This window comes from Micromonospora sp. CNZ286 (genome assembly GCF_014207755.1).
In genome coordinates this window covers 863438-884393 of record NZ_JACHIZ010000001.1, presented here as the reverse complement: position 1 = coordinate 884393, position 20956 = coordinate 863438, and the positions used below count along the sequence as shown (strand labels likewise).

21 protein-coding genes are annotated in these 20956 nt (G+C 72.8%); 6 read left to right on the top strand and 15 right to left on the bottom strand.

Annotation, left to right across the window (positions count from 1 at the left end):
- Positions 1-195: 195 nt before the first annotated feature.
- Entirely contained in the window at positions 196-2742 is a 2547-nt protein-coding gene (gene pepN / locus FHX31_RS04240) for an aminopeptidase N (protein ID WP_184975150.1), read from the top strand.
- A 139-nt stretch (positions 2743-2881) separates the two neighbouring features.
- Here pepN and FHX31_RS04235 read toward each other — a convergent pair whose 3' ends face one another.
- From FHX31_RS04235 to FHX31_RS04225, 3 genes are all read right to left on the bottom strand, one after another.
- Positions 2882-3295 (bottom strand): DUF5130 family protein, encoded by a 414-nt coding sequence (locus FHX31_RS04235; RefSeq protein WP_013475476.1) that lies wholly within the window; start codon positions 3293-3295, stop codon positions 2882-2884.
- Entirely contained in the window at positions 3282-3563 is a 282-nt protein-coding gene (gene ctaJ, locus FHX31_RS04230) for an aa3-type cytochrome oxidase subunit CtaJ (RefSeq protein WP_018786906.1), read from the bottom strand. The genes FHX31_RS04235 and ctaJ overlap by 14 nt, the downstream gene beginning before the upstream one ends.
- 73 nt (positions 3564-3636) lie before the next feature.
- Positions 3637-5109 carry an amidase gene (locus FHX31_RS04225; RefSeq protein WP_030273311.1) on the bottom strand — a complete coding sequence of 491 codons (1473 nt, stop codon included), beginning with the start codon at positions 5107-5109 and terminating at the stop codon, positions 3637-3639.
- Between the two features lie 209 nt (positions 5110-5318).
- Between FHX31_RS04225 and FHX31_RS04220 the strand changes: the two genes are divergently transcribed.
- Positions 5319-6251, top strand: a complete 933-nt coding sequence (locus tag FHX31_RS04220; protein WP_013288056.1) for a poly(ethylene terephthalate) hydrolase family protein — start codon at positions 5319-5321, stop codon at positions 6249-6251.
- A gap of 45 nt (positions 6252-6296) precedes the next feature.
- Here the strand turns inward: FHX31_RS04220 and FHX31_RS04215 are convergent, their stop codons facing one another.
- From FHX31_RS04215 to FHX31_RS04165, 11 genes are all read right to left on the bottom strand, one after another.
- Positions 6297-7292: an amidohydrolase family protein gene (locus tag FHX31_RS04215; RefSeq protein ID WP_184975149.1), complete on the bottom strand. Its 996-nt coding sequence runs from the start codon at positions 7290-7292 to the stop codon at positions 6297-6299.
- Between the two features lie 3 nt (positions 7293-7295).
- Positions 7296-7820 (bottom strand): 3-hydroxyanthranilate 3,4-dioxygenase, encoded by a 525-nt coding sequence (locus tag FHX31_RS04210; RefSeq protein ID WP_013288058.1) that lies wholly within the window; start codon positions 7818-7820, stop codon positions 7296-7298.
- Complete coding sequence (locus tag FHX31_RS04205) at positions 7813-8238, bottom strand: RidA family protein (RefSeq protein WP_184975148.1); 426 nt, start codon at positions 8236-8238, stop codon at positions 7813-7815. Before FHX31_RS04205 ends, FHX31_RS04210 begins: the two co-directional genes overlap by 8 nt.
- Before the next feature lie 119 nt (positions 8239-8357).
- Positions 8358-9131 carry a 2-keto-4-pentenoate hydratase gene (locus FHX31_RS04200; RefSeq protein WP_030273308.1) on the bottom strand — a complete coding sequence of 258 codons (774 nt, stop codon included), beginning with the start codon at positions 9129-9131 and terminating at the stop codon, positions 8358-8360.
- On the bottom strand, positions 9128-10183 hold the full coding sequence (dmpG, locus tag FHX31_RS04195) for a 4-hydroxy-2-oxovalerate aldolase (protein WP_013288061.1): 1056 nt from the start codon (positions 10181-10183) through the stop codon (positions 9128-9130). The genes FHX31_RS04200 and dmpG overlap by 4 nt, the downstream gene beginning before the upstream one ends.
- The gene (locus tag FHX31_RS04190; protein ID WP_184975147.1) at positions 10180-11115 is read right to left on the bottom strand and encodes an acetaldehyde dehydrogenase (acetylating); all 936 of its coding nucleotides are present in this window, start codon (positions 11113-11115) and stop codon (positions 10180-10182) included. Before FHX31_RS04190 ends, dmpG begins: the two co-directional genes overlap by 4 nt.
- Positions 11112-11909, bottom strand: a complete 798-nt coding sequence (locus FHX31_RS04185; RefSeq protein ID WP_184975144.1) for a 2-keto-4-pentenoate hydratase — start codon at positions 11907-11909, stop codon at positions 11112-11114. Before FHX31_RS04185 ends, FHX31_RS04190 begins: the two co-directional genes overlap by 4 nt.
- A 56-nt stretch (positions 11910-11965) precedes the next feature.
- The gene (locus FHX31_RS04180; RefSeq protein ID WP_184977744.1) at positions 11966-13447 is read right to left on the bottom strand and encodes a 2-hydroxymuconic semialdehyde dehydrogenase; all 1482 of its coding nucleotides are present in this window, start codon (positions 13445-13447) and stop codon (positions 11966-11968) included.
- Between the two features lie 20 nt (positions 13448-13467).
- Positions 13468-14796, bottom strand: coding sequence for an FAD-dependent oxidoreductase (locus tag FHX31_RS04175; RefSeq protein WP_013288065.1), 1329 nt, complete (start codon positions 14794-14796; stop codon positions 13468-13470).
- The gene (kynU, locus tag FHX31_RS04170) at positions 14793-16073 is read right to left on the bottom strand and encodes a kynureninase (RefSeq protein WP_013475467.1); all 1281 of its coding nucleotides are present in this window, start codon (positions 16071-16073) and stop codon (positions 14793-14795) included. Before kynU ends, FHX31_RS04175 begins: the two co-directional genes overlap by 4 nt.
- A gap of 14 nt (positions 16074-16087) precedes the next feature.
- Positions 16088-16972 carry a tryptophan 2,3-dioxygenase gene (locus FHX31_RS04165; RefSeq protein WP_184975139.1) on the bottom strand — a complete coding sequence of 295 codons (885 nt, stop codon included), beginning with the start codon at positions 16970-16972 and terminating at the stop codon, positions 16088-16090.
- Positions 16973-17114: 142 nt separating this feature from the next.
- On the opposite strand from FHX31_RS04165, the gene FHX31_RS04160 reads away from it, so the two are divergent.
- The 3 genes from FHX31_RS04160 (at position 17115) to FHX31_RS04150 (ending at position 19027) form a co-directional block, all read left to right on the top strand.
- Entirely contained in the window at positions 17115-17555 is a 441-nt protein-coding gene (locus FHX31_RS04160; RefSeq protein WP_013288068.1) for an Lrp/AsnC family transcriptional regulator, read from the top strand.
- Between the two features lie 78 nt (positions 17556-17633).
- A complete protein-coding gene (locus tag FHX31_RS04155; RefSeq protein ID WP_013288069.1) occupies positions 17634-18143 on the top strand; it encodes a hypothetical protein in 510 nt (169 codons plus the stop codon).
- A 14-nt stretch (positions 18144-18157) separates the two neighbouring features.
- Entirely contained in the window at positions 18158-19027 is an 870-nt protein-coding gene (locus tag FHX31_RS04150) for a class F sortase (RefSeq protein WP_013288070.1), read from the top strand.
- A 9-nt stretch (positions 19028-19036) separates the two neighbouring features.
- On the opposite strand, the gene FHX31_RS04145 is transcribed toward FHX31_RS04150, so the two are convergent.
- On the bottom strand, positions 19037-19576 hold the full coding sequence (locus tag FHX31_RS04145; protein WP_013288071.1) for an HNH endonuclease: 540 nt from the start codon (positions 19574-19576) through the stop codon (positions 19037-19039).
- A 228-nt stretch (positions 19577-19804) separates the two neighbouring features.
- On the opposite strand from FHX31_RS04145, the gene FHX31_RS04140 reads away from it, so the two are divergent.
- Positions 19805-20860, top strand: coding sequence for a mechanosensitive ion channel family protein (locus FHX31_RS04140; protein ID WP_030273292.1), 1056 nt, complete (start codon positions 19805-19807; stop codon positions 20858-20860).
- Positions 20861-20956: the final 96 nt, after the last annotated feature.

Here is a 20956-nt window from a genome sequence, read left to right as displayed (position 1 = left end):
GGACCCGACGCGGTCACCTCCGATCCTCACCCCGTACCCCGTCGACCGGTACCGGAATGAGAGCGTGACCTCGACCACCGGGAGCGGTCCGTGCATGGAAGACTCGGTTCTCGACGGGCCGTCACGAGCGGCCGGGCAGAACCGGCGCCGCGGGGCGCGGCGAGACGAGTGGGATGGAGACGAACAGTGCCGGGAGTGCGCAACCTGACCCAGGTCGAGGCGACGGAGCGGGCCCGCCTGCTCGAGGTGACCGGGTACGACATCAGCCTTGACCTGTCGACCGCGGTGCAGCCCACCGGTCGCACGTTCCGCTCGGTGACCGAGGTCCGGTTCCGCTGCGCCGAACCGGGGGCGACCACGTTCATCGAGACAGCCGCCGAATCGGTGCGGTCGGCCACACTCAACGGCGAGCCGGTGGACCTGTCCGGCTGGTCCGCCGAGAAGGGACTCACGCTCAGCGGCCTGGCCGCCGAGAACGTGCTGGTGGTCGACGCCGACTTCGGCTACTCCAACAGCGGGCAGGGCCTGCACCGGACCGTCGACCCGGTGGACGGCGAGACCTACCTCTACAGCCAGTTCGAGACCGCCGACGCGCAGAAGGTCTACGCCTGCTTCGACCAGCCCGACCTGAAGAGCGTCTACACCTGGCACGCCACCGTCCCGGACCACTGGCGGGTCGTGTCGAACATGCCGGTGGCCCGCGAGGAGGCCGCCGGTGAGGGCCTGAAGACGGTGCACTTCACCGTGTCGGAGCGGATGAGCACCTACATCACCGCGCTCTGCGCCGGGCCGTACCACGAGGTGCGGCGCACCCACGACGGCATCGACATGGGCTACTTCTGCCGGGCCAGCATGGCCCCGCACATGGACGCCGACGACCTGCACCTGATCACCACGCAGGGCTTCGACTTCTTCCAGGAGAAGTTCGGGGTGCGCTACCCGCTGCCCAAGTACGACCAGCTCTGGGTGCCGGACTTCAACGCCGGCGCGATGGAGAACTTCGGCTGCGTCACGCACGCCGAGTCGCACTACATCTTCCGCTCGCAGGTCACCGACTTCGAGTACGAGCAGCGCGCCAACACGATCCTGCACGAGCTGGCGCACATGTGGTTCGGTGACCTGGTCACCATGCGCTGGTGGAACGACCTGTGGCTCAACGAGTCGTTCGCCGAGTGGGCCAGCCACTGGTGCAACACGCACGCCACCCGCTTCACCGACGCCTGGACCACGTTCCTGTCGATCCGCAAGAACTGGGGTTACCGGCAGGACCAGCTCTCCTCCACCCACCCGGTCTACTGCGAGATGCCGGACCTGGAGGCCGTCGAGGTCAACTTCGACGGCATCACGTACGCCAAGGGCGCGAGCGTGCTCAAGCAGCTCGTCGCGTACGTGGGCGAGGAGCCGTTCCTGGCCGGCCTGCGCGCCTACTTCGGCAAGTACGCCTGGGGCAACGCCACCTTCGACGACCTGCTGTCCGAACTGGAGGCGGCCTCCGGCCGGGAGCTGCGCAAGTTCGCCGCCCAGTGGCTGGAGACCGCGCAGGTCAACACGTTGCGCCCGGAGGTGACCATCGGCGCCGACGGCACGTACGAGCGGGTGGTGGTCCGGCAGGAGGCGCCGTCGGCCTACCCGACGCTGCGTACCCACCGCATCGGCGTCGGCCTGTACGACCTGACCGACGGCCGGCTGGTGCGCCGCGAGCTGATCGAGACGGACGTGACCGGCGAGCTGACCGAGCTGTCCGAGCTGCACGGCAAGCCGGCCGCCGACGTGCTGCTGCTCAACGACGAGGACCTCACGTACGCCAAGCTGCGGCTGGACGAGCGGTCGATGGCCACTGTGGTGCAGCACATCGCCGGCTTCGACTCGTCGCTGGCCCGGGCGCTGTGCTGGACCGCCGCCTGGGACATGACCCGCGACGCCGAGCTGTCGGCCCGCGACTACGTGGCGCTGGTGCTGGCCGGGCTGACCGCCGAGACCGACATCAACCTGGTGACGGCCACGCTGCGGCAGGCGACCACGGCGCTCACCTTCTACGCCGACCCGGCGTGGGCGCCGACCGGCTGGGCCGACCTGGCCCGTACCGCGCGGACCGCGCTCGCGGCGGCCGAGCCGGGGAGCGGCTTCCAGCTCGCCTGGGCCCGGTCGTACGCCTCGTCGGCCCGCTCCGCTGAGGACCTGGCCACGCTGCGCGGCTGGCTGGACGGCAACGGGGTGCCGGAGGGGCTGACCGTCGACACGGAGCTGCGCTGGACGGTGCTCCAGTCGCTGGTCGCCAACGGCGCGGCCGGTGCCGCCGACGTGGACGCGGAGCTGGCCGGCGACCGTACCGCCAGCGGCGAGCGGGAGGCCGCGTACGCGTACGCGCTGGTGCCGACCGTCGAGAACAAGGCCGCGGTGTGGGCGCTGCTCACCGGCCCGGACGCGCTGCCCAACTGGCGCAACCGGGCGCTGTTGCAGGGCTTCACCCACGCGGCGCAGGTCGAGCTGACCGCGCCCTACCGGGAGCGGTACTTCGCCACGGTGGACCAGGTGTGGGCGCAGCGCGACAGCGAGCCGGCGCAGGAGTTCGTGCAGCTCGCCTACCCGGCGCACCTGGTCGAGGAGGACACCGTCGCGGCCACCGACGCGTGGCTGGCCCAGGACGGCCGGCCGGCGTCGCTGCGGCGGCTGGTCGCCGAGGGCCGCGACGGCGTGGTCCGCGCGCTGAAGGCCCGGGAGCGGGACGCGCGCAGCGCCTGAGTGAGGCACGTCGGCCGGGGCCGGCGCGGGTGGCAGTCCGCGCCGGCCCCGGCCGTTTTCGTGGGCCAGCCCCGCTGACACGAGAAAGCCCGGCCCACGCGTACGCGGGGCCGGGCTTCGTCGTGTGTGCGGGCGGGGATCAGCCCTTGCCGGCGTGGCTGGCGAGCTGGTCGAGGCCCTGGATGATGCCGCCGGCCAGGTCGCCGCCGCCGAAGGAGGCCACCATGGAGAGCGCGGCCAGCTTGGCGTACGTGTCCGGGATGCGCTTGCGCGCGTACTTGCCGGTGACGATCTCCAGCTGCCGCTGGTTGGGCGACACCGCGATCAGCACCGAGCGGTCCGGGTCGGCGAGCTGGCGGTGCAGCCGCTCGGCGTGCTCCCGGATCGGCTCGTCGAGGCCGCCGACGTAGACCGAGAAGACCAGACCGGTGCCCTGGTCGGCGAGGCGCAGGGCCTCGTCGATGCGGAGCAGCTGACGGGTCGAGAACGGTCCGTCCAGCACCTCGGGCGGGGTGCCCGTCCCCGTCGTGGGCCGCGCTTCACCAACGGTCACTTGCGCCTCCGGTTCCACCGGCCGGCGCCTCCCGGCCGGCCTGCTCCTGCTTGCGGCTGGTCAACGCCGGCGCCTGCGCCCCGGCGGCCAGCGCCGTGCCGGCCGAGTCGGCCAGCTGCTCCGGACGGCCCAGGAACCAGACCGGAGTGAAGTCGAAGGGCCGGCCCGGCCGGTAGCGCTTGGCGCCGCCACCGTTGCCGCGGCTGCCGACGGCCGCCAGGGCGGCGATCAGCAGCACCGCGGCGGCCGGGATGCCGACGAAGACCACCAACGTCTCGGTAACAGACAATCCCAACGCCCCCAGGCGGAAAGAGAGACCAGGAATGGTGCGGGTCGGCCGGTCAGGACCGGTCGCGCCCCACGTCACTTGTGATGTTCACGTTAGCGGAGTCGGCGGCCCGCCAGATTGCGGGGTGCTGATCCCATCCGTCACTCCGGTACTCCAGTTGCGCGGCAGTGGCGAGCAGTGTCGCGTCGTCGCCGTACCGGCCGGTGAGGAGCACCCCGACCGGAAGCCCGTCGGTGGTCCGTCCGAGAGGTAACGAGACGGACGGATCGCCCGTGACGTTGAAGACCGCGCAGTACGGTGAGAAGCGCCGCTGCCGGTCGAAGTCCTCTGCCGGTTCGAGGGCGGCGAACGCGCCCACCGGCGCCTGCGGGGCCGCGAGCGTCGGGCAGAGCAGCAGGTCACACCCGGCGGTACGGCGGACGCCACGGCGTACCTGCGCCTGGAGTTCGCCGAGCGCGGCCATCAGCCGGGCCGCGCCGAGCGCCTCGCCGCGCTCGCGCAGGTAACGGGTCAGTGGCAGCAGGTCGCCCTCCCGCCCGGCCGGGACCGGGGTGACAGCCAGCGCGTACCAGACGGTCTCGAACAGCGGCCACGCCTCGGGGCCGAGCGGCGCGGGGACGTCGACCACCTCGTGGCCGGCGTCGGTGAGCAGCGCGGCGGCCCGGTCGACGGCGGCCACGCAGTCCGGGTGGACCGGTTCGTCGGCGAGCATCGGCGTGGTGAAGCGGCCGACGCGCAGCCGGCCGGGGCCGGTGACGCGGGCGGCGCGGGTGACGCCGAGGTAGCCGCCGGCGGGCGCGGCCGGCGGCAGGTACGGCTCGCCGGGCACCGGGCGGGCGAGCACGTCGAGCAGCGCGGCCACGTCGGCGACGGTGCGGCCGATCGGCCCGTTCACCGGCAGCCCGAAGCCGCCGAAGCCGAGCGGCCCGCCGGAGACCATGCCCCGGCTGGGTTTGTAGCCGACCAGGCCGCAGAGCGCGGCCGGGATGCGCAGCGAGCCGCCGCCGTCGGAGCCCTGCGCCACCGGCACCAGCCCGGCGGCGACCGCTGCTGCCGCGCCGCCGCTGGACCCGCCCGCGGTGTACGCGAGGTCCCACGGGTTTCGGGCCGGCGGCGCCACCAGCCCTTCCGAGTAGAGCGAGCAGCCGAGTTCGGAGGTGGTGGTCTTGCCGAGGCTGACCAGGCCGGCGTCGGCCAGGAGGCGGACCACGTCGGCGTCGACGGGTGGGACGAAGTCGGCGAAGGCCGCGGAGCCGAAGGTGGTGCGGACCCCGGCGGTGAGCGTGAGGTCCTTGATCGCGGTCGGCACCCCGTGCAGCGGGCCGCGCCCCTCGGCTGCGAGCGCGTCGGCGGCCCGGGCGGCGCTCCGGGCCTGCTCGGCGGTAACTGTGACGAACGCGCCGACGGTGTCGCCGAGCCCTTCGACCCGGCGCAGGTGGTGCTCGACCAGTTCCAGGCTGGACAGCTCGCCCCGGCGGATCGCGGCGGCCTGCTCCAGCGCGGTCAGGTCGTGCGGCTCGGCCATGCCGTCCATCCTGCCGGTCCGGCGGCCGGGAGGCCGGGCGACACGTCCGGCGGCCGGTCCACATCCGGGTGATCCGGCCCGCGGCGGCCGGTCCATATGCGGGTGACATGACCGGTTCGGGATGGTCCGCCGGGCGGGCGTGACGCGCAGGATGTGGAGATCGACGCAAGTCGATCGAAGGCCGCCCCCACCACCCCGAGGAGCACGCCGTGCACCACGCACCCGGCACACCGGACCGCCCGTCCCGGCTTCCGCGCGCCCTGCGCCCCCTGCTCGCCCTCGCCCTGACCGCCGCCGGCCTCGCCGCCCTGCCGGTGACCCCGGCCGGCGCCGGTGACGGCGGGCCGGCGGCAGCGCTGGCCGCGAACCCCTACGAGCGCGGCCCCGCGCCCACCACCGCCTCCATCGAGGCCACCCGGGGCCCGTTCGCGACCGCCCAGACCACCGTCTCCGCATCGAGCGTCAGCGGCTTCCGCGGTGGCACGATCTACTACCCGACCAGCACCGCCGAGGGCACGTTCGGCGCGGTCGCGATCTCCCCCGGCTTCACCGCCGGCCAGTCGGCAGTCTCCTGGCTCGGGCCGCGGCTGGCCTCGCAGGGCTTCGTGGTCATCACCATCGACACCCTCTCCGTCTACGACCAGCCGGCCAGCCGCGGCACCCAGCTCCTGGCCGCCCTGGACTACCTGACCAACACCAGCGCGGTACGTACCCGGATCGACCGCAACCGGCTCGCCGTGATGGGGCACTCGATGGGCGGCGGCGGCAGCCTGTCGGCGGCGAACGCCCGGCCCGCGCTCCAGGCGGCGATCCCGCTGACCGGCTGGCACACGACGAAGAACTGGTCGTCGGTACGCGTGCCGACGCTCGTCATCGGCGCCGAGAACGACTCGGTGGCACCGGTGTCGTCGCACTCGGAGCCGTTCTACACCAGCCTGCCGGCCACGCTGGACAAGGCGTACCTGGAGTTGAACGCGGCCAGCCACTCGGCGCCGACCTCGCCGAACGTGACAGTCGCGAAGTACAGCATCTCGTGGCTCAAGCGGTTCGTCGACGACGACACCCGCTACGAGCAGTTCCTCTGCCCGGCGCCTCGCGGCACCGCGATCGAGGAGTACCGGGACACCTGCCCGCACTCCTGAGCCGTTCCGGGTGCGTCTGCCCTCGGCAGACGCACCCGGAGTTCGTCAGCGGCCGAGGAACCGCAGCGCGTTGCCGCCGAGCAACGCGTCCCGCTGCGCGTCGGTGAGGAAGTCCGCCCGGTGCACCACCTGGCCGACCGGCCGCTCCCCCAGCGGGTACGGGTAGTCGCTGCCGAGCAGCACCCGCTCGGCGCCCATGGTGTCCACGAGCAGCCGCAGCGCGGCCGGCTCGAAGACCACCGAGTCGACGTGGAACCTGTCGACGTACGAGCTGGGCGGCGCGCTGGACGCGCCGCGCACCAGGTCTCCGCGGCGGTGCCAGGCGTTGTCGGCGCGGCCCAGCCAGAACGGGAAGCTGCCGCCGCCGTGCGCGAAGCAGATCCGCAGCGTGTCCGGCACCCGGTCGAACACGCCGCCGAGGATCAGCGCGAGCACCGACAGGTGCGTCTCGGCCGGCATCCCGGTCAGCCAGCGGGCCATCCACCGGTCCAGCCGGGGGCCGCCGGGCATGTCCCACGGGTGCACGAACACCGGCACGCCGACCTCGGCGCAGTGGGTCAGGAACTGCACGATGCCCTCGTCGTCCAGGTCCCGGTCGCCGACGTGGTTGCCGATCTCCACGCCGGCGTGCCCCGCCGACAGGCAGCGGTCCAGCTCGGCGCAGGCCGCGTCCGGGTCCTGCAACGGCACCTGGCAGAACGGCACCAGCCGGCCGTTGCCGGCCGCTGTGACCTCCAGCGTGAGGTCGTTGAAGATCCGGGCCACCTTGACCGCCTGGTCGGCCGGTCGGTCGTAGCTGAAGAACACCGGGGTGGGCGAGACGACCTGCACGTCCACGCCGTCGGCCTCCATGTCGGCCAGCCGGGTCGGCGCGTCCCAGCACTGCGCGCCGATCGGGCGGAACTCCGTCTCCCCCACCATGATCATGGCGGCGCGCTCGGAGTCCACCCGCAGCCAGGGCCAGCCGGACCCGCCGCACGCCGCGGCGAGGTCCGGCCACCCCTTCGGTACGACGTGCGTGTGCACGTCCACGACCGGCACGCGTCAGCCCTTGCCCGGGTGCAGCGCGCCGCAGTTGTCGCAGGTACGGGCCTTCTCGTCGGCGTAGAAGGCGGCGAAGACCGGGGGCAGGTCGGCGGCGATGTCGCGGACCTGCAACTCCACCTCGTGCACCTTGTGGTGGCACTCGCCGCAGTACCACTGGAACTTCTCCAGCGTGCCCTCCTCGCGGACCCGCTCGATCACCATGCCGATCGAGCCGGCCTCGGGACGCTGCGGCGAGTGCGGCGTGTTGCGCGGCAGCATCCACATCTGCCCCTCGCGCACGTGCACCGTACGCGGGCCCTCGGGCAGCATCAGGTTGATGTGCATGTTGCCCTTGACCTGGTAGAAGAACTCCTCGTACGGGTCGACGTGGAAGTCCGTGCGCTGGTTCGGGCCGCCCACCACCATGACGATGAAGTCGTCGCTGCCGGGCAGCATCTCCTTGTTGCCCACCGGGGGCTTGAGCAGGTGCTGGTTCTCGCCGATCCAGCCGGAGAAGCTGAACGGCTCGGCGATCTCACTCATGGGAACCTCCCGACGGAAGTAGGGCGACGGCCTGCATCTCGATCAGCAGATGCGGGTGCGGAAGCTGGTGCACGGCGACTGTGGTCCGGGTCGGCCCGGTGGCGTCGAAGAACTCCGCCCACACCTCGTTGTAGCCGCCGAAGTCGTTCATGTTGACCAGGTAGCTGGTGACCTGCACCAGGTCGTTCAGGTCGGCGCCGACCGAGCGGAGCAGGTCGCGGATGTTCTCGACCACGGCCCGGGTCTGCTCCCGGATGTCCAGGTCGGTGGTGCCGAACTCGTCCACCGACAACCCGGCGAACGTGTTGTCCGGCCGGCGCGACGACGTACCGGAGACGTAGACGAACCCGCCGGCCACCTTGACGTGCGGGAACGCGCCCCGCGGCACGGCCTTCCCGGCCACCACCCGGGCGGTCACGGCAGAACCGCCTTCCGTTCGCGACTGCGGGGCTCGCAGACCCGGCTCACTCCTCGCGCTCACCGGGCCGCTTTCCGTTCGCGACTGCGGGGCTCGCAGACCCGGCTCACTCCTCGCGCTCACGAGAGGGCCTTCATCGAGGCGGAACCCAGCTTCTCCACAGTGGCGCGGACGTGCGCACCGGGGCGCAGCGGCACCGCGGCGGTGGCCGCGCCGGCCAGGAACACCCAGCCCTTGCGCAGTCGTACGCCGTGCCGGCCGGCCAGCCGCAGCCCCTCGTCCAGCGCGCGGCGCGGGTCGCCGAGGATGGCAGCGGTCGAGCCGACCTGCGCCACCCGCCCGTCGATCTCCAGCAGCACGCCGAGGTTGTCCAGCCCGTCCGGCACCGGTGACCACGGCCCCACCACGAACGCGGCGGCCGAGGTGTTGTCGGCGATCACGTCCGGCAGCGAGAAGGTGAAGTTCGCGTACCGGGAGTCGATCAGCTCGATCGCCGGGGCGACCGCGCGGACGGCACGGGTGAACGAGCCGACCGGTTCGCCCGGGTCGGGCAGCCGGTCCAGCAGGAACGCCACCTCCGGCTCGACCCGGGGGTGGATGAAGTCGCCGACGTCGACGCCGCCGCCGTCGGGCACCCGCATCACGTCGGTCAGCCGGCCCCAGATCACCTCGTCCACGCCGACCTGCGCCATCTTGGCCTTGCTGGTGAGCCCCATCTTGAGGCCGACCAGCCGCTCACCCCGGTCGAGGCGGCGCTTGACCAGCGCGGTCTGCACCGCGTACGCGGCGTCGACGTCGAGGCCGGTCTCGGCGGCCAGCTGCGGGATCGCGGTGGCGTCGTCGGCCGCCGCGCCCAGCTTCTCCGCGATGCCGGCGATGTCCGGCCCGATCATGAGTTCTCCCTACCCGCCAGGTCCAGTGCCACGTCCACGATCATGTCCTCCTGGCCGCCGACCATCCGGCGGCGGCCCAGCTCGACCAGGATCGAGCGGACGTCCACGCCGTACTTGGCCGAGGCCCGCTCGGCGTGGCGCAGGAAGCTGGAGTAGACACCCGCGTACCCCAGGGAGAGCGTCTCCCGGTCGACCTGGACCGGCCGGTCCTGCAACGGGCGGACCAGGTCGTCGGCGGCGTCCATCAGCGCGAACACGTCGCAGCCGTGCTTCCAGCCGTGCAGCTCGGCGACCGCCACGAACACCTCCAGCGGCGCGTTGCCCGCGCCGGCGCCCATACCGGCCAGCGACGCGTCCACCCGGACGGTCCGCCCGGACGGCGAGCCGAGCGGGCCGTCGCCGAGGATCCGGCCGTGCTCGACCGCGAGCACGCTGTTCGCCACACCAAGCGACAGGTTGTGGTGCGCGTGGATGCCGATCTGCGTCTCGGGTTCCAGCACCTGCCGGTACGCGTCGACGCGCTGCGCCACGTCCGACATCAGCAGCCGGCCGCCGGAGTCGGTGACGTAGACGCAGTGCGCGCCGTACGACTCCATCAGCTTGGCCTGTGCGGCCAGCCCGGCCGGGTCGTTGAGGTGCGACATCATCAGGAACCCGGAGACGTCCATGTCGTTCTCCCGGGCCCAGGCGATGTGCTGGGCGGAGATGTCCGCCTCGGTGCAGTGGGTGGCGATCCGGACGCTGGTCACGCCGAGCGCCTTCGCCGCCTTCAGGTCGGCGATGGTGCCGATGCCCGGCAGCAGCAGCGTGGTGAGCCGCGCGGTGGTCAGCACCTCGGCTGCGGCGGCGATCCAGTCCGCGTCGGCTGCGGCGCCGTGCCCGTAGTTGACGCTGGAACCGGCCAGGCCGTCGCCGTGCGCCACCTCGACCGCCGCCACACCGGCCGCGTCGAGCGCGGCCGCGATGGTACGCACCTGGTCGACCGTGTAGCGGTGGGCGACGGCGTGCATGCCGTCGCGCAGCGTCACGTCCTGGATGTAGAGGTCGGTCATCGGGCACTCACCTCCGGGGAACGCAGCGCCACCAGCCGCTCCGCGGTACGCAGCGCGGCCGACGTCATGATGTCCAGGTTCCCGGCGTACGCGGGCAGGTAGTGCCCGGCGCCGGAGACCTCCAGGAACACCGACACCTGGAGGCCGGCGAAGTGCCGGCCGAGCACCGGCGCGTACGTGTCCACGGCGTCGAACTGCACGTCCTGCTTGAGCCGGTAGCCGGGCACGTACTCCTGCACGGCCTTCACCATGTCGGCCACCGAGGCGGCGATCGCGCCCCGGTCGGCGTCGGCGTCCGGGCACAGGCAGTAGACCGTGTCACGCATCAGCAGCGGCGGGTCGGCCGGGTTCAGCACGATGATGGCCTTGCCGCGCTCGGCGCCGCCGACCACCTCGATGGCGCGGGCGGTGGTCTCGGTGAACTCGTCGATGTTGGCCCGGGTGCCGGGCCCGGCTGACTTCGAGGCGATCGAGGCGACGATCTCGCCGTACGCGACGGGGGTGACCCGGCCGACCGCGTGCACGATCGGCACTGTGGCCTGGCCGCCGCAGGTCACCATGTTGACGTTCGGCTCGCCCAGGTGCTCGTCGAGGTTCACCGGCGGCACCACGTACGGGCCGATCGCCGCGGGCGTCAGGTCGACGACGGTACGGCCGTGCGCCCGCAGCACCTCGTCGTGACGCTTGTGCGCGCCGGCCGAGGTGGCGTCGAAGACGAGCTGGACGTCCGCGAACTCGGGCAGCGCGACGAGGCCGTCGACGCCCTCGGCGGTGGTGGTCACGCCGAGCCGGCGGGCCCGGGCCAGACCGTCCGAGGCCGGGTCGATGCCGGCCATCGCCACCATGCGCAGGCTCTCACTGAGCCGCAACACCTTGATCATCAGGTCGGTGCCGATGTTGCCCGACCCGAGCACCGCCACTCCGACAGTCATGACGTTCCCTCCGAGGAGAAACAGGTACGCACCGAGCCGAGCCCGGAGATGCGCGCCTCGTACGCGGTGCCGGGCGTGACCGGCACCATCGGGCCGAGCGCGCCGGAGAGCACCACGTCACCGGCCTTGAGCGGGTCGCCCGCCCGGGCCATGGTCGCGGCCAGCCACTGCAACGCGTGCAGCGGATTGCCGAGGCAGGCCGCGCCCGCGCCGACCGAGACCGGCTCACCGGCGTGCTCCAGCACCATGCCGCACAGCCGCAGGTCCACGTCGGCGAGCCGCCGGGGCGCGGTGCCGAGCACGAACAGCCCACTGGAGGCGTTGTCAGCGACCGTGTCCACGATGGAGATGTCCCAGTCGGCGATCCGCGAGTCGACGATCTCGATGGCCGGCAGCACGTGGTCCACCGCCCGGATCAGGTCGACTGTGGTGACCCGCTCGTCCGGCAGGTCCGCGCCGAGCACGAAGGCGATCTCCGCCTCCACCCGCGGCTGGAGCAGCCGGCCGATCGGCACCTCGACGCCGTCGCCGACGGCCATGTCGTCGAACAGCACCCCGAAGTCGGGCTGGAAGACGCCGAAGCTCTCCTGCACGGTCCGCGACGTCAGCCCGATCTTCGCGCCGACGCGGCGGTGTCCCTTGCCCAGCCGTTGCCGGGTGTAGACCTGCTGCACCTGGTACGCGGCCTCGATGTCGCCCTCGGGCAGCAGCCGGCCGCGCAGCGGCGGGCAGGGCTTCCCCTCCTGCCGGGCCACTGCGAGTTCCCGGTTGGCGGCCTCGATGTCCACGGTCATGGCGGCTCCTCGCTTACGTCGCTGGGGATTCCGGCCATTCTGCCCACCGCGCGCGCTCATGACAGGTCCACGCAGACGTTGGTGAGTTCGGAGTAGAAGTCGAGCGAGTGCACGCCGCCCTCGCGGCCCACGCCGGACGCCTTCACGCCGCCGAACGGGGTGCGCAGGTCGCGCAGGAACCAGGTGTTCACCCAGACGATGCCGGCGTCGAGCCGGGCGCCGGCCCGGTGCGCCCGGCCCACGTCCCGCGTCCACACCGTCGCCGCCAGGCCGTAGGCGGTGCCGTTGGCCAGCGCGAACGCCTCGTCCTCGTCGTCGAACGGCGCGACGTGCACCACCGGGCCGAAGATCTCCTCCTGGTTGGTGCGGGCGTCCGCCCCCAGGCCGGTGAGCACCGTCGGCTGCACGTACGCCCCGCCGTCGCGGGCGTCGCCGAAGCGCGGCGTGCCGCCACCGGCGCGCACCTCGGCGCCCTCGGTACGGGCCAGCGCGTAGTGGCCGAGCACCTTGTCCCGGTGCCCGTGCGAGATGAGCGGCATGTTCGCCGTGGCCTCGTCGTCCGGCCAGCCGTACGCCAGCTCGTCGGCGCGCTTGGACAGCCGCGCGGTGAACTCCTCGAACACCGGCCGCTGCACGTAGATGCGCTCGGTGCACAGGCACACCTGGCCGCCGTTGGTGAAGCTGGACCGCACCGAACCGGCGACCGCCGCGTCCAGGTCGGCGTCGGCGAACACCAGGCCGGCGTTCTTGCCGCCCAGCTCGAAGCTGACCGCCTTCACGCCGTCGGCGGCGGCGCGCATGATCGCGCTTCCGGTCGCCGACTCGCCGGTGAACGTGATCGCGTCCACGCCCGGGTGCCGGGTCAGGTGCTCGCCGGCCGAGCCGGGGCCGAAGCCGTGCACCAGGTTGAACACACCGTCGGGCACGCCCGCCGCGGCCATCACCTCGGCCAGCAGCGTGGCCGAGGCGGGGGTCTCCTCGCTGGGCTTGACCACTACGGCGTTGCCGCAGGCCAGGGCCGGGGCGACCTTCCAGGTGAGCAGCAGCAGCGGCAGGTTCCACGGCACGATCACCGCGACCACGCCGACCGGCTTGCGGACCGCGTAGTTCAGCGCCCGGCCCCCGGCCGGGGTGACAGTGGTGAACGACTCGGTGGGCGCGGTGGCCACGATCTCGGCGAACGCCCGGAAGTTCGCAGCGCCGCGCGGGATGTCGAGCGTACGGGCCTGCGAGATGGCCTTGCCGGTGTCGGCGACCTCGGCGGCGACCAGGTCGTCGAAGCGCCGTTCCAGCTCGTCGGCGACCCGGCGCAGCACCTCGGCGCGTTCCCGCTCCCCCATCCGGCCCCACGGGCCGCGCAGCGCCGACCGGGCCGCGGCGACCGCGTCGTCCACTGTCGACTGGGACGCCTCGACCACCTCGAACACCGGCTCGCCGGTGACCGGGCTGCGCTTGGTGAACCGGCTGCCGACGTCGACGAACTCGCCGCCGACGAAGTTGCGCAGCAGGCCGGGGCCGTCCGGCGCGTGGCCGGTCATCAGGCGGGGATCCCAGAGCGTCATCGCCGCCTCCCCAGCGCCGCGCGCACACCGCCGGCCAGCAGCGCGACCGCGCCGGCCGCTACCGCGCCGACCACCGCGTACTGCGCGCGCACCCGGCGGCGCACCTGCGCGTACGGGGTGGTGGAGAACGAGACCAGCTCGTACTGGGAGACGTAGCGGCCGGGCAGCGCGCGTTCCAGCGCGTGCTCGACCTGCTTGCGGGTCCGGAACACCGGCGAGGCGACCTTGTCCCGCATCTCCACGAAGTTCGCCAGCGCCATCCGGGCGATCGCCTCGGCGTTGTCCTGGCGGCGGTGCTGGAACAGCGGCAGCGCGGCGGCCCACTCGTCGTCGCACTCGTCGAGGCAGCGGTCCAGCTCGACCACGTCCTCGAACGCGCAGTTCGCGCCCTGGCCGTAGAACGGCACGATGGCGTGCGCGGCGTCGCCGATCAGGCCGACCCTGCCTGCCACCTGCCACGGCGTGCAGCGCACGGTGCCGAGCACACCGACCGGGTTGTGCTGGTAGTCGTCGACCAGGTTCGGCGCGAGCGGGACCAGGTCCGGGTAGTGGGTGGCGAAGAACTGCTCGATCGCCGCCGGGCTGCTCAGCGAGGCGAAGCTGCGGGTGCCGTGGGTGGGCCAGAACAGCGTGCAGGTGAAGGAGCGGTCCGGGTTCGGCAGCGCGATCATCATCGAGGTGCCGCGCGGCCAGATGTGCAGCGCGCCCGGGTCGAGCGCGAACTCCCCGCCCAGCGGCGGGATGGTCAGCTCCTTGTAGCCGTAGTCGAGGAAGTCCAGGCTCTCGGTCAGGCCGCCGTACGCGAGCAGTTGCCCACGCACCGCGGAGCCGGCGCCGTCGGCGCCGAGGACGACCGAGGCGGTGGCGGTGACCTTGCCCTGCGGGGTCTCGAACGTCATCTCGCCGCCGAGCGGGTCGAGCCCGACCAGCCGGTGGTCGAACGCGACGCGCACGTTCGGCAGCGCGGCGGCGGCGTCGAGCAGCGCGTTGTTCAGCGCGCCCCGGCTGATCGAGTTGATCGCCCGGTCCCCGGATCCGCTGTAGGACTGGAACTCCGGCTCGCCCTCGACCGGGTGGATCATGCGGCCGCGCATCGGCAGCGCGTCCGCCATGACCTCGTCCTCCAGGCCGATGCGGCGCAGCGCGTCCAGGCCACGCTCGGACAGCGCCAGGTTGATCGACCGGCCCCGCTCGGCGGTGCCGGTACGCGGGTCGGGCCGCCGCTCGTAGAGGGCCACCGGGTAGCCGCGCCGGGCCAGGTAGCAGGCCAGCAGACAGCCGGCCAGCCCGGCGCCGACCACGGCGATCTCGTCGCGCTCGCTCACGAGCCCTCCTTCTCAAACGTTGCCGCCAGCGCCTCGGCGACCCGCCAGCAGTCGTGGTACGAGGAGTACAGCGGCACCGGCGCGAACCGGACGATGTCCGGCTCCCGGGCGTCGGCGACCACGCCGTGCTCGTGCCGCAGCCGCTTGGTCAGCTCGTTCGCGCTGCCCACCCCGATCCGCACCGAGAGCTGACAACCGCGGCGGGCCGGGTCGCGCGGGGTGACCACTGTCAGCGGGCGGCCCGGCGTCACCTCGTCGAGCAGCTGCTCCAGCCAGGCGGTGAGCCGCAGGCTGCGCTCGCGCAGCGCGGGCATGCCGACGGAGTCGAACAGCTCCAGCGAGGTACGCACCGGGCCCATCGCGAAGATCGGCGGGTTGGAGATCTGCCACGCCTCCACTGTGGCGGGCGGCCGGGACACCGGGGTCATCTCGAACCGGGTGGCCGCCTCGGTGCTCCACCAGCCCTCGAACCGCGGGATCGACGGGTCGCCGAGGTGCCGCTCGTGGACGAAGACGCCGCCCAGCGCGCCAGGGCCGGAGTTGAGGTACTTGTACGAGCACCAGGCGGCGAAGTCCACGTCCCAGTCGTGCAGCGCCAGCGGCACGTTGCCGGCGGCGTGCGCCAGGTCCCAGCCGACCACCGCGCCCGCGGCCCGGCCGGCAGCGGTGATGGCGGGGATGTCCATCAGCTCGCCGGTCAGGTAGTTCACGCCGCCGAGCATCAGCAGCGCCACCGTGTGGCCCTCGCGGGCCAGGAAGTCCAGCACGTCCTCGGTGCCGAGCGTGTCCGAGCCGGGGCGCGGCTTGAGGCGTACCACAGTGGTGTCCGGGTCCAGGCCGTGGAAGCGGGCCTGGCTGCGCACGGCGTAGCTGTCCGAGGGGAACGCGCTGTCCTCGATGACGATGCGGGTGCGCTCGCCCGCCGGCCGGTAGAAGCTGACCATCAGCAGGTGCAGGTTCACCGTGAGGGAGTTCATCACCACGGTCTCCGCGGGCAGCGCGCCGACCAGGCGGGCGGCCGGTGCGGTCAGCAGCTCGTGGTACGGCAGCCAGGGCCGCTCCGACTCCAGGTGTCCCTCGACGCCCAGGCGACTCCAGGCGTCCAGGTCGGCGAGGAGTTCGTCCCGGGTGGCCCGGGGCTGCAGGCCGAGCGAGTTGCCCGCCAGGTACGCCGTGTCGGGGTAGCGCCCGCCGTCGGCGGGTGGGATGTGGAACAGGTGCCGGTGGCCGGGGTCTGCGGCGTCGCGGCGGAGGGCTTCGTTCTCGGGGGTGTGCATGCTGTTCTCTCTCGTCACATCGCGGTGCGGGCCGACCACAGCTCCGGGAAGACCACCCGGGCCATGCTGCGCTGCAACCATGCCAGTCCGGCGGAACCACCGCTGCCGACCTTGGCGCCCATCGTGCGCTGGACGGCCTTGACGTGGTTCCAGCGCCAGTCGCCGAACTCCTCGGCGATCTCGGTCAGCGCGTCGCCGAGCAGGCGCAGGTGGTTGTCCGGGCCGTTGTCGCCGTAGATCCGGACCCAGGCCGCCTCGATCGCCGGGTGCGCCTCGTGCTCACCGTTCACGTCCCGCGACAGCAGCTCGGCCGGCACGTCGAAGCCCTTGCGGGCCAGCAGCGCCACCACCTCGTCCCAGAGGCTCGGCGTGGCCAGCGCGGCGGTCAGCTCGTCGTACACCTCGGTCTGCCGGCGGAACGGGCGGATCAGCGCCCGGTCGCGCAGGCCGAGCAGGAACTCCAGCTGCCGGTACATGGCGGACTGGAAGCCGGAGCCCTCGCCGAGCCGGTCGCGGAAGCGGTTGAAGTCGGCCGGGCTCATCCAGCGCAGGCCGTGCCAGGCGGCGTTGAGGCCCTCCAGGTGCAGGGCGGCGCGGCGCAGCGGAGGCAGGGCCTCCCAGATCCGGTCCTCGCGCAGCTCGCGCTTGGCGTGCCGCAGCTCGTGGCAGGTCAGGCCGAAGTACAGCTCCATGATCTGGCTGACCATCAGGAAGGACATCTCGCCCGGGTCGTCGCTGAGCGGCTCCTGGAGCCGGTGCAGTGTGCTGGCCCGTACGTACGCGTCGTACGGCACGCGGTCGGCGAACTCCAGCGTCGGCTCGCCGCCGTTGCGCGCCGCCCGAGCCGCCCGTTCCTGGGGGGTTACCGGGCGCACCGCCGTCGTCTGTTCCACAGTCATTCTCCGTCCGTGCGCGGGGTAGAAGTCATGATCCCGCTGGTGGACGGCCGAATGGAATGCCTGTTCAACGGCGGTATGGTGGTCTCACTTCGCGAACCGAAACCATCTCGCGTCGCTGTCTTTACGGAAGGAAGGTCCGCGCGTGGACGACATGGACTGGGCGCTGCTGCGCGAGCTCCAGGCCGACGCCCGGCTCTCGTACAGCGAGTTGTCCCGCCGGGTCCACCTGTCGCCGCCCGCTGTGGCCGAGCGGGTACGGCGGCTGGAGGAAGCCGGCGTGATCACCGGCTACCACGCCCACGTCGACCTCACCCGGGCCGGACGCACAGTGCTCGCGCTGATCCGGATGTCCTGCTACGGCGCGCGCTGCATCCTCAACGACCCCGACGTCGCGGGCTGGCCCGAGATCATGGAGATCCACCGGATCACCGGGGACGCGTGCAGCATGCTCAAGGTCGCCGCCACGAACATGGGCGAGTTCGAGGAGGTCATCGACCGTCTCGCGCCGTACGGGCAGCCGTCCAGCACGATGGTGCTGTCCACCCCGCTGGCCTGGCACCCCGTGGTCAAGGCGCCCCGTTAGCTACCCCCGCCCTCCGGGAAAGCAGGCGCCGCTGCCCGTCAGTGGTCCGGCGCATCGTCGCGCCGGGAGGGGGGAACCATGCGAGGGCTCGTGTCACATCGTGCGTTGTCGTCCCTGTTGGGCCTGCTCGGCCTGGTCGCGGCGTTCGTCCTGACCACCGCGCCGCCGGCCCGGGCCGGGGAGAGCGTGTTCATCGAGGTGACGCCGAACAGCGTCCAGGCCGGTTCCCGGGTCAACCTGCGGGCCGGCTGCGACAACAGCAACAACCGCCAGGCGCAGGTCACCTCGGACGCCTTCGGGCGGGTGACGCTGCGGTCCGACAACGGCTTCCTCACCGGCTCGGTCACCGTGCCCGGCAACAAGGCGCCCGGCGACTACCCGGTGAACCTGGACTGCTCCAACGGCAACACCGCCTCGACCATGCTCACAGTGCTCAACATGGCGCAGCCGAGCAAGGGGCCGGCGACCGGCGGCGGTGGCACCGCGGGTAGCCGGGGCACGGGCTCGCTGCTGCTGGTCGGCGGCCTGGTCGCGGTGGCAGTGGTGGCCGGTGTGAGCGCCCGCCGCAAGCCCGGCGGCCGCGGCTGACGAGAGGTGCCGCAATGGCCCGCTCATCGCGCCGCCGGGACCGTACCGGCCCGGCGGCGGACCGCACCCGCCGCGCCGCCGCCCGTCCCGGCCGCCGGTCGCCGGAGCGCGCCGGCCGGCTCCGGGCCGCGCTGCGGCTGACGTCCCGGGCCGCGCGCCGGTTCGCCCACGTCGCCGGGCACGCGTTCTCGGCCAGCGTCGCCACCGCCGACCCGCAGTCCCGGCCGGTCGAGGCCCGCGCCGGACGGACCACCACCCGCCGGTACGCCCCGAGCCGCAGCCCCGGCGTCCCGGTGCTCGTGGTGGCGAGCGTGATGGCGCTGATCGTGGCCATGCTCGGCGTGGAACGGGTGACCGGGGTCAGCGTGCTGCCGGACCGGATCGTCGCCGGCCTGCGCCCGCCGCCGAAGAAGTTCCCGGTGCTGCCGGCCAGCCCGCCGACGGACCTGAGCATCGGCAAGCTGAACCTGCGCGCGCCGGTGCACCGGGTCGGCATCGCGCCGGACGGCAGCATCGCGGTGCCGGACGTGGAGCGCGCCGGCGAGGTCGGCTGGTACGACCAGGGCCCCACCCCCGGCCAGTACGGACCGGCCGTGCTCGTCGGGCACGTCGACACCACCACCGGTCCGGCCGTCTTCCACGGGCTGAAGGAGCTGGACGACGGCGACCGGATCGAGGTGACCCGCGAGGACCGGTCGGTGGCGGTGTTCGAGGTGACCTCGATCGAGCGGTACGGCAAGGAGAAGCTGCCGGTGGAGGACGTCTACGGCGACTTCAGCCGGCCCAACCTGCGGCTGATCACGTGCGGCGGGCGCTGGGTGGGCGGCGAGACCGGGTACGCGGACAACCTGGTCGTCTACGCCGCGCTGGTCAAGGCGCGCTGAGCGGGCCGGTCAGGCCGCCTCGGGCTCGGGTTCGCGCAGGTCGAGCCAGTCCGCCCAGCGCGGGTCGGGGGCGCGGTGCCCGAGCACCCGCCACGCGGCTCCTTTGGGCGCGGCCGGCAGGTGGTGCAGCCGCCAGCCCAGCTCGGCGGGCGTCTTGTCGCCTTTGGTGTGGTTGCACCGCGCGCACGCGGCGACCACGTTCTCCCAGGCGTGCCGGCCGCCCCGGCTGCGCGGGAAGACGTGGTCGATGGTCTCGGCCGGCCCTCGGCAGTACGCGCACCGCCACCCGTCGCGGGCGAACACCGCCCGCCGGGACAACCCGACGTGGGTGCGGTACGGCACCCGGACGTAGCGGGTCAGGCGCACCACCGAGGGCACCGGTAACGCGTTGCGCGCGCTGTGCAGGATGCCCTCGCCGTCGGCGACGCAGACCGCCTTGGCGGAGAGGACGAGGATCGCGGCACGACGCACCGACACGACGCACAGGGGCTCGTAGGTGGCGTTGAGAACGAGTGCACCGGAGCCCGCCGTGGGTCGTATGTCAGGCATCGCGCTCACCCTTCCGGTCCAGTCGCTCCCGCCTCGTCTGCGCCGGAACCGCCCCGCGGACAGCGCGGGACGGCTCCGACGCCGGCCGGATCACCGACGTCCGTTGCGCCAATAGTCCCTGATCGCGCCCCGGATTGCACGTACTAATCCGGGGCTACCCCCCGGGTAGCGACACTTCGCCGAGGTGGCGGTGTCCGCCGCCCGCCAGGCGTGCGGTACGAAAGCAGAGTGAACGTCTCCGACCTGATCTCCGCCGTGCTGGCCGCCGTCTCCGACCGGAAGCCGGACTGCCAGGGCAGCAGCTCATGCGAGTGGGTGTACCGAGTGACGAACTCCGCCTGGTTCGCCGAGAGCAGCTACTGGATCCTGTTCAAGCCGCTGCGGGTGGCGCTGATCCTGCTGCTCGCGGTGGCCGCCCGGTGGGCGCTGCACCGGACCATCAACCGGCTGGTGCGGACCACCACCGACGGCGCGGTGCCGACCATGCTCCGCCCGCTGCGCGAGCGGATCCCCAGCGCCTCGCTCGACCCGGACCAGTTCGTGCCGGAGCGGCGGCGGCAGCGGGCCGAGGCGATCGGGTCGGTGCTGCGCAGCATGGTCACCGCGTTCGTCTTCGGCATCGCGCTGCTGATGGTGCTCAAGGAGTTCAGCTTCGACCTGGCCCCGCTGCTGGCGAGCGCGGGCATCGCCGGCGTGGCGCTCGGCTTCGGCGCGCAGAGCCTGGTCAAGGACCTGATCGCCGGCCTGTTCATGCTGATCGAGGACCAGTACGGCGTCGGCGACACGGTCGACCTGGGCGAGGCCACAGGCGTGGTCGAGGCGGTGGGGCTGCGGGTCACCACGGTCCGGGACGGCCGCGGCGTGCTCTGGTACATCCGCAACGGCGAGATCGTCCGCGTCGGGAACAAGAGCCAGGGCTGGGCGCTCGTCGTGGTCGACCTGCCGATCGGGTTCGCCGGCACCGAGGAGGCCACCGCCGTGCTGCGTACCGCGGCGGCGTCGGTGGCGCTGGACCCGGAGCTGGCGCCGAGCATCGTGGAGGAGCCGGAGGTCCTCGGCGTCGAGCAGATGACAGTCGACGGCGCGGTGATCCGTACCGTCGTCAAGACCACCGCGGACGGGCAGTTCGCGGTCGGCCGCGAGCTGCGCCGCCGCCTCGCGGAGGCGCTGGAGAACTCCGGCATCGTCGCGCAGATCGCGGCCGCACGGCTGTTCCCGGGCCTGCCGGTCCAGCCACCGGCGCCGCCCGCCGCCGAGGGTACGGGCACCGGCGGACCCACCTGAGTCGCCGGACGAGCCGGACGATTTCCGGGGTTCCGCACCGCGCGGCCCCTCGGGTATCGTCCGTTCGTTCAGTCGGAGATGCGACGATCAATCCGT

Bases quoted from the DNA above. Each gene is read 5' to 3' on its own strand.
- kynU (WP_013475467.1), bottom strand. From the start codon at position 16,073: ATGCACACCCCCGAGAACGAAGCCCTCCGCCGCGACGCCGCAGACCCC.
- dmpG (WP_013288061.1), bottom strand. From the start codon at position 10,183: ATGACCGACCTCTACATCCAGGACGTGACGCTGCGCGACGGCATGCAC.
- FHX31_RS04145 (WP_013288071.1), bottom strand. From the start codon at position 19,576: ATGCCTGACATACGACCCACGGCGGGCTCCGGTGCACTCGTTCTCAAC.
- FHX31_RS04180 (WP_184977744.1), bottom strand. From the start codon at position 13,447: ATGACCGGCCACGCGCCGGACGGCCCCGGCCTGCTGCGCAACTTCGTC.
- FHX31_RS04185 (WP_184975144.1), bottom strand. From the start codon at position 11,909: ATGACCGTGGACATCGAGGCCGCCAACCGGGAACTCGCAGTGGCCCGG.
- FHX31_RS04150 (WP_013288070.1), top strand. From the start codon at position 18,158: ATGGCCCGCTCATCGCGCCGCCGGGACCGTACCGGCCCGGCGGCGGAC.
- FHX31_RS04155 (WP_013288069.1), top strand. From the start codon at position 17,634: ATGCGAGGGCTCGTGTCACATCGTGCGTTGTCGTCCCTGTTGGGCCTG.
- FHX31_RS04190 (WP_184975147.1), bottom strand. From the start codon at position 11,115: ATGACTGTCGGAGTGGCGGTGCTCGGGTCGGGCAACATCGGCACCGAC.
- FHX31_RS04210 (WP_013288058.1), bottom strand. From the start codon at position 7,820: ATGAGTGAGATCGCCGAGCCGTTCAGCTTCTCCGGCTGGATCGGCGAG.
- FHX31_RS04200 (WP_030273308.1), bottom strand. From the start codon at position 9,131: ATGATCGGGCCGGACATCGCCGGCATCGCGGAGAAGCTGGGCGCGGCG.
- FHX31_RS04165 (WP_184975139.1), bottom strand. From the start codon at position 16,972: ATGACTGTGGAACAGACGACGGCGGTGCGCCCGGTAACCCCCCAGGAA.
- FHX31_RS04225 (WP_030273311.1), bottom strand. From the start codon at position 5,109: ATGGCCGAGCCGCACGACCTGACCGCGCTGGAGCAGGCCGCCGCGATC.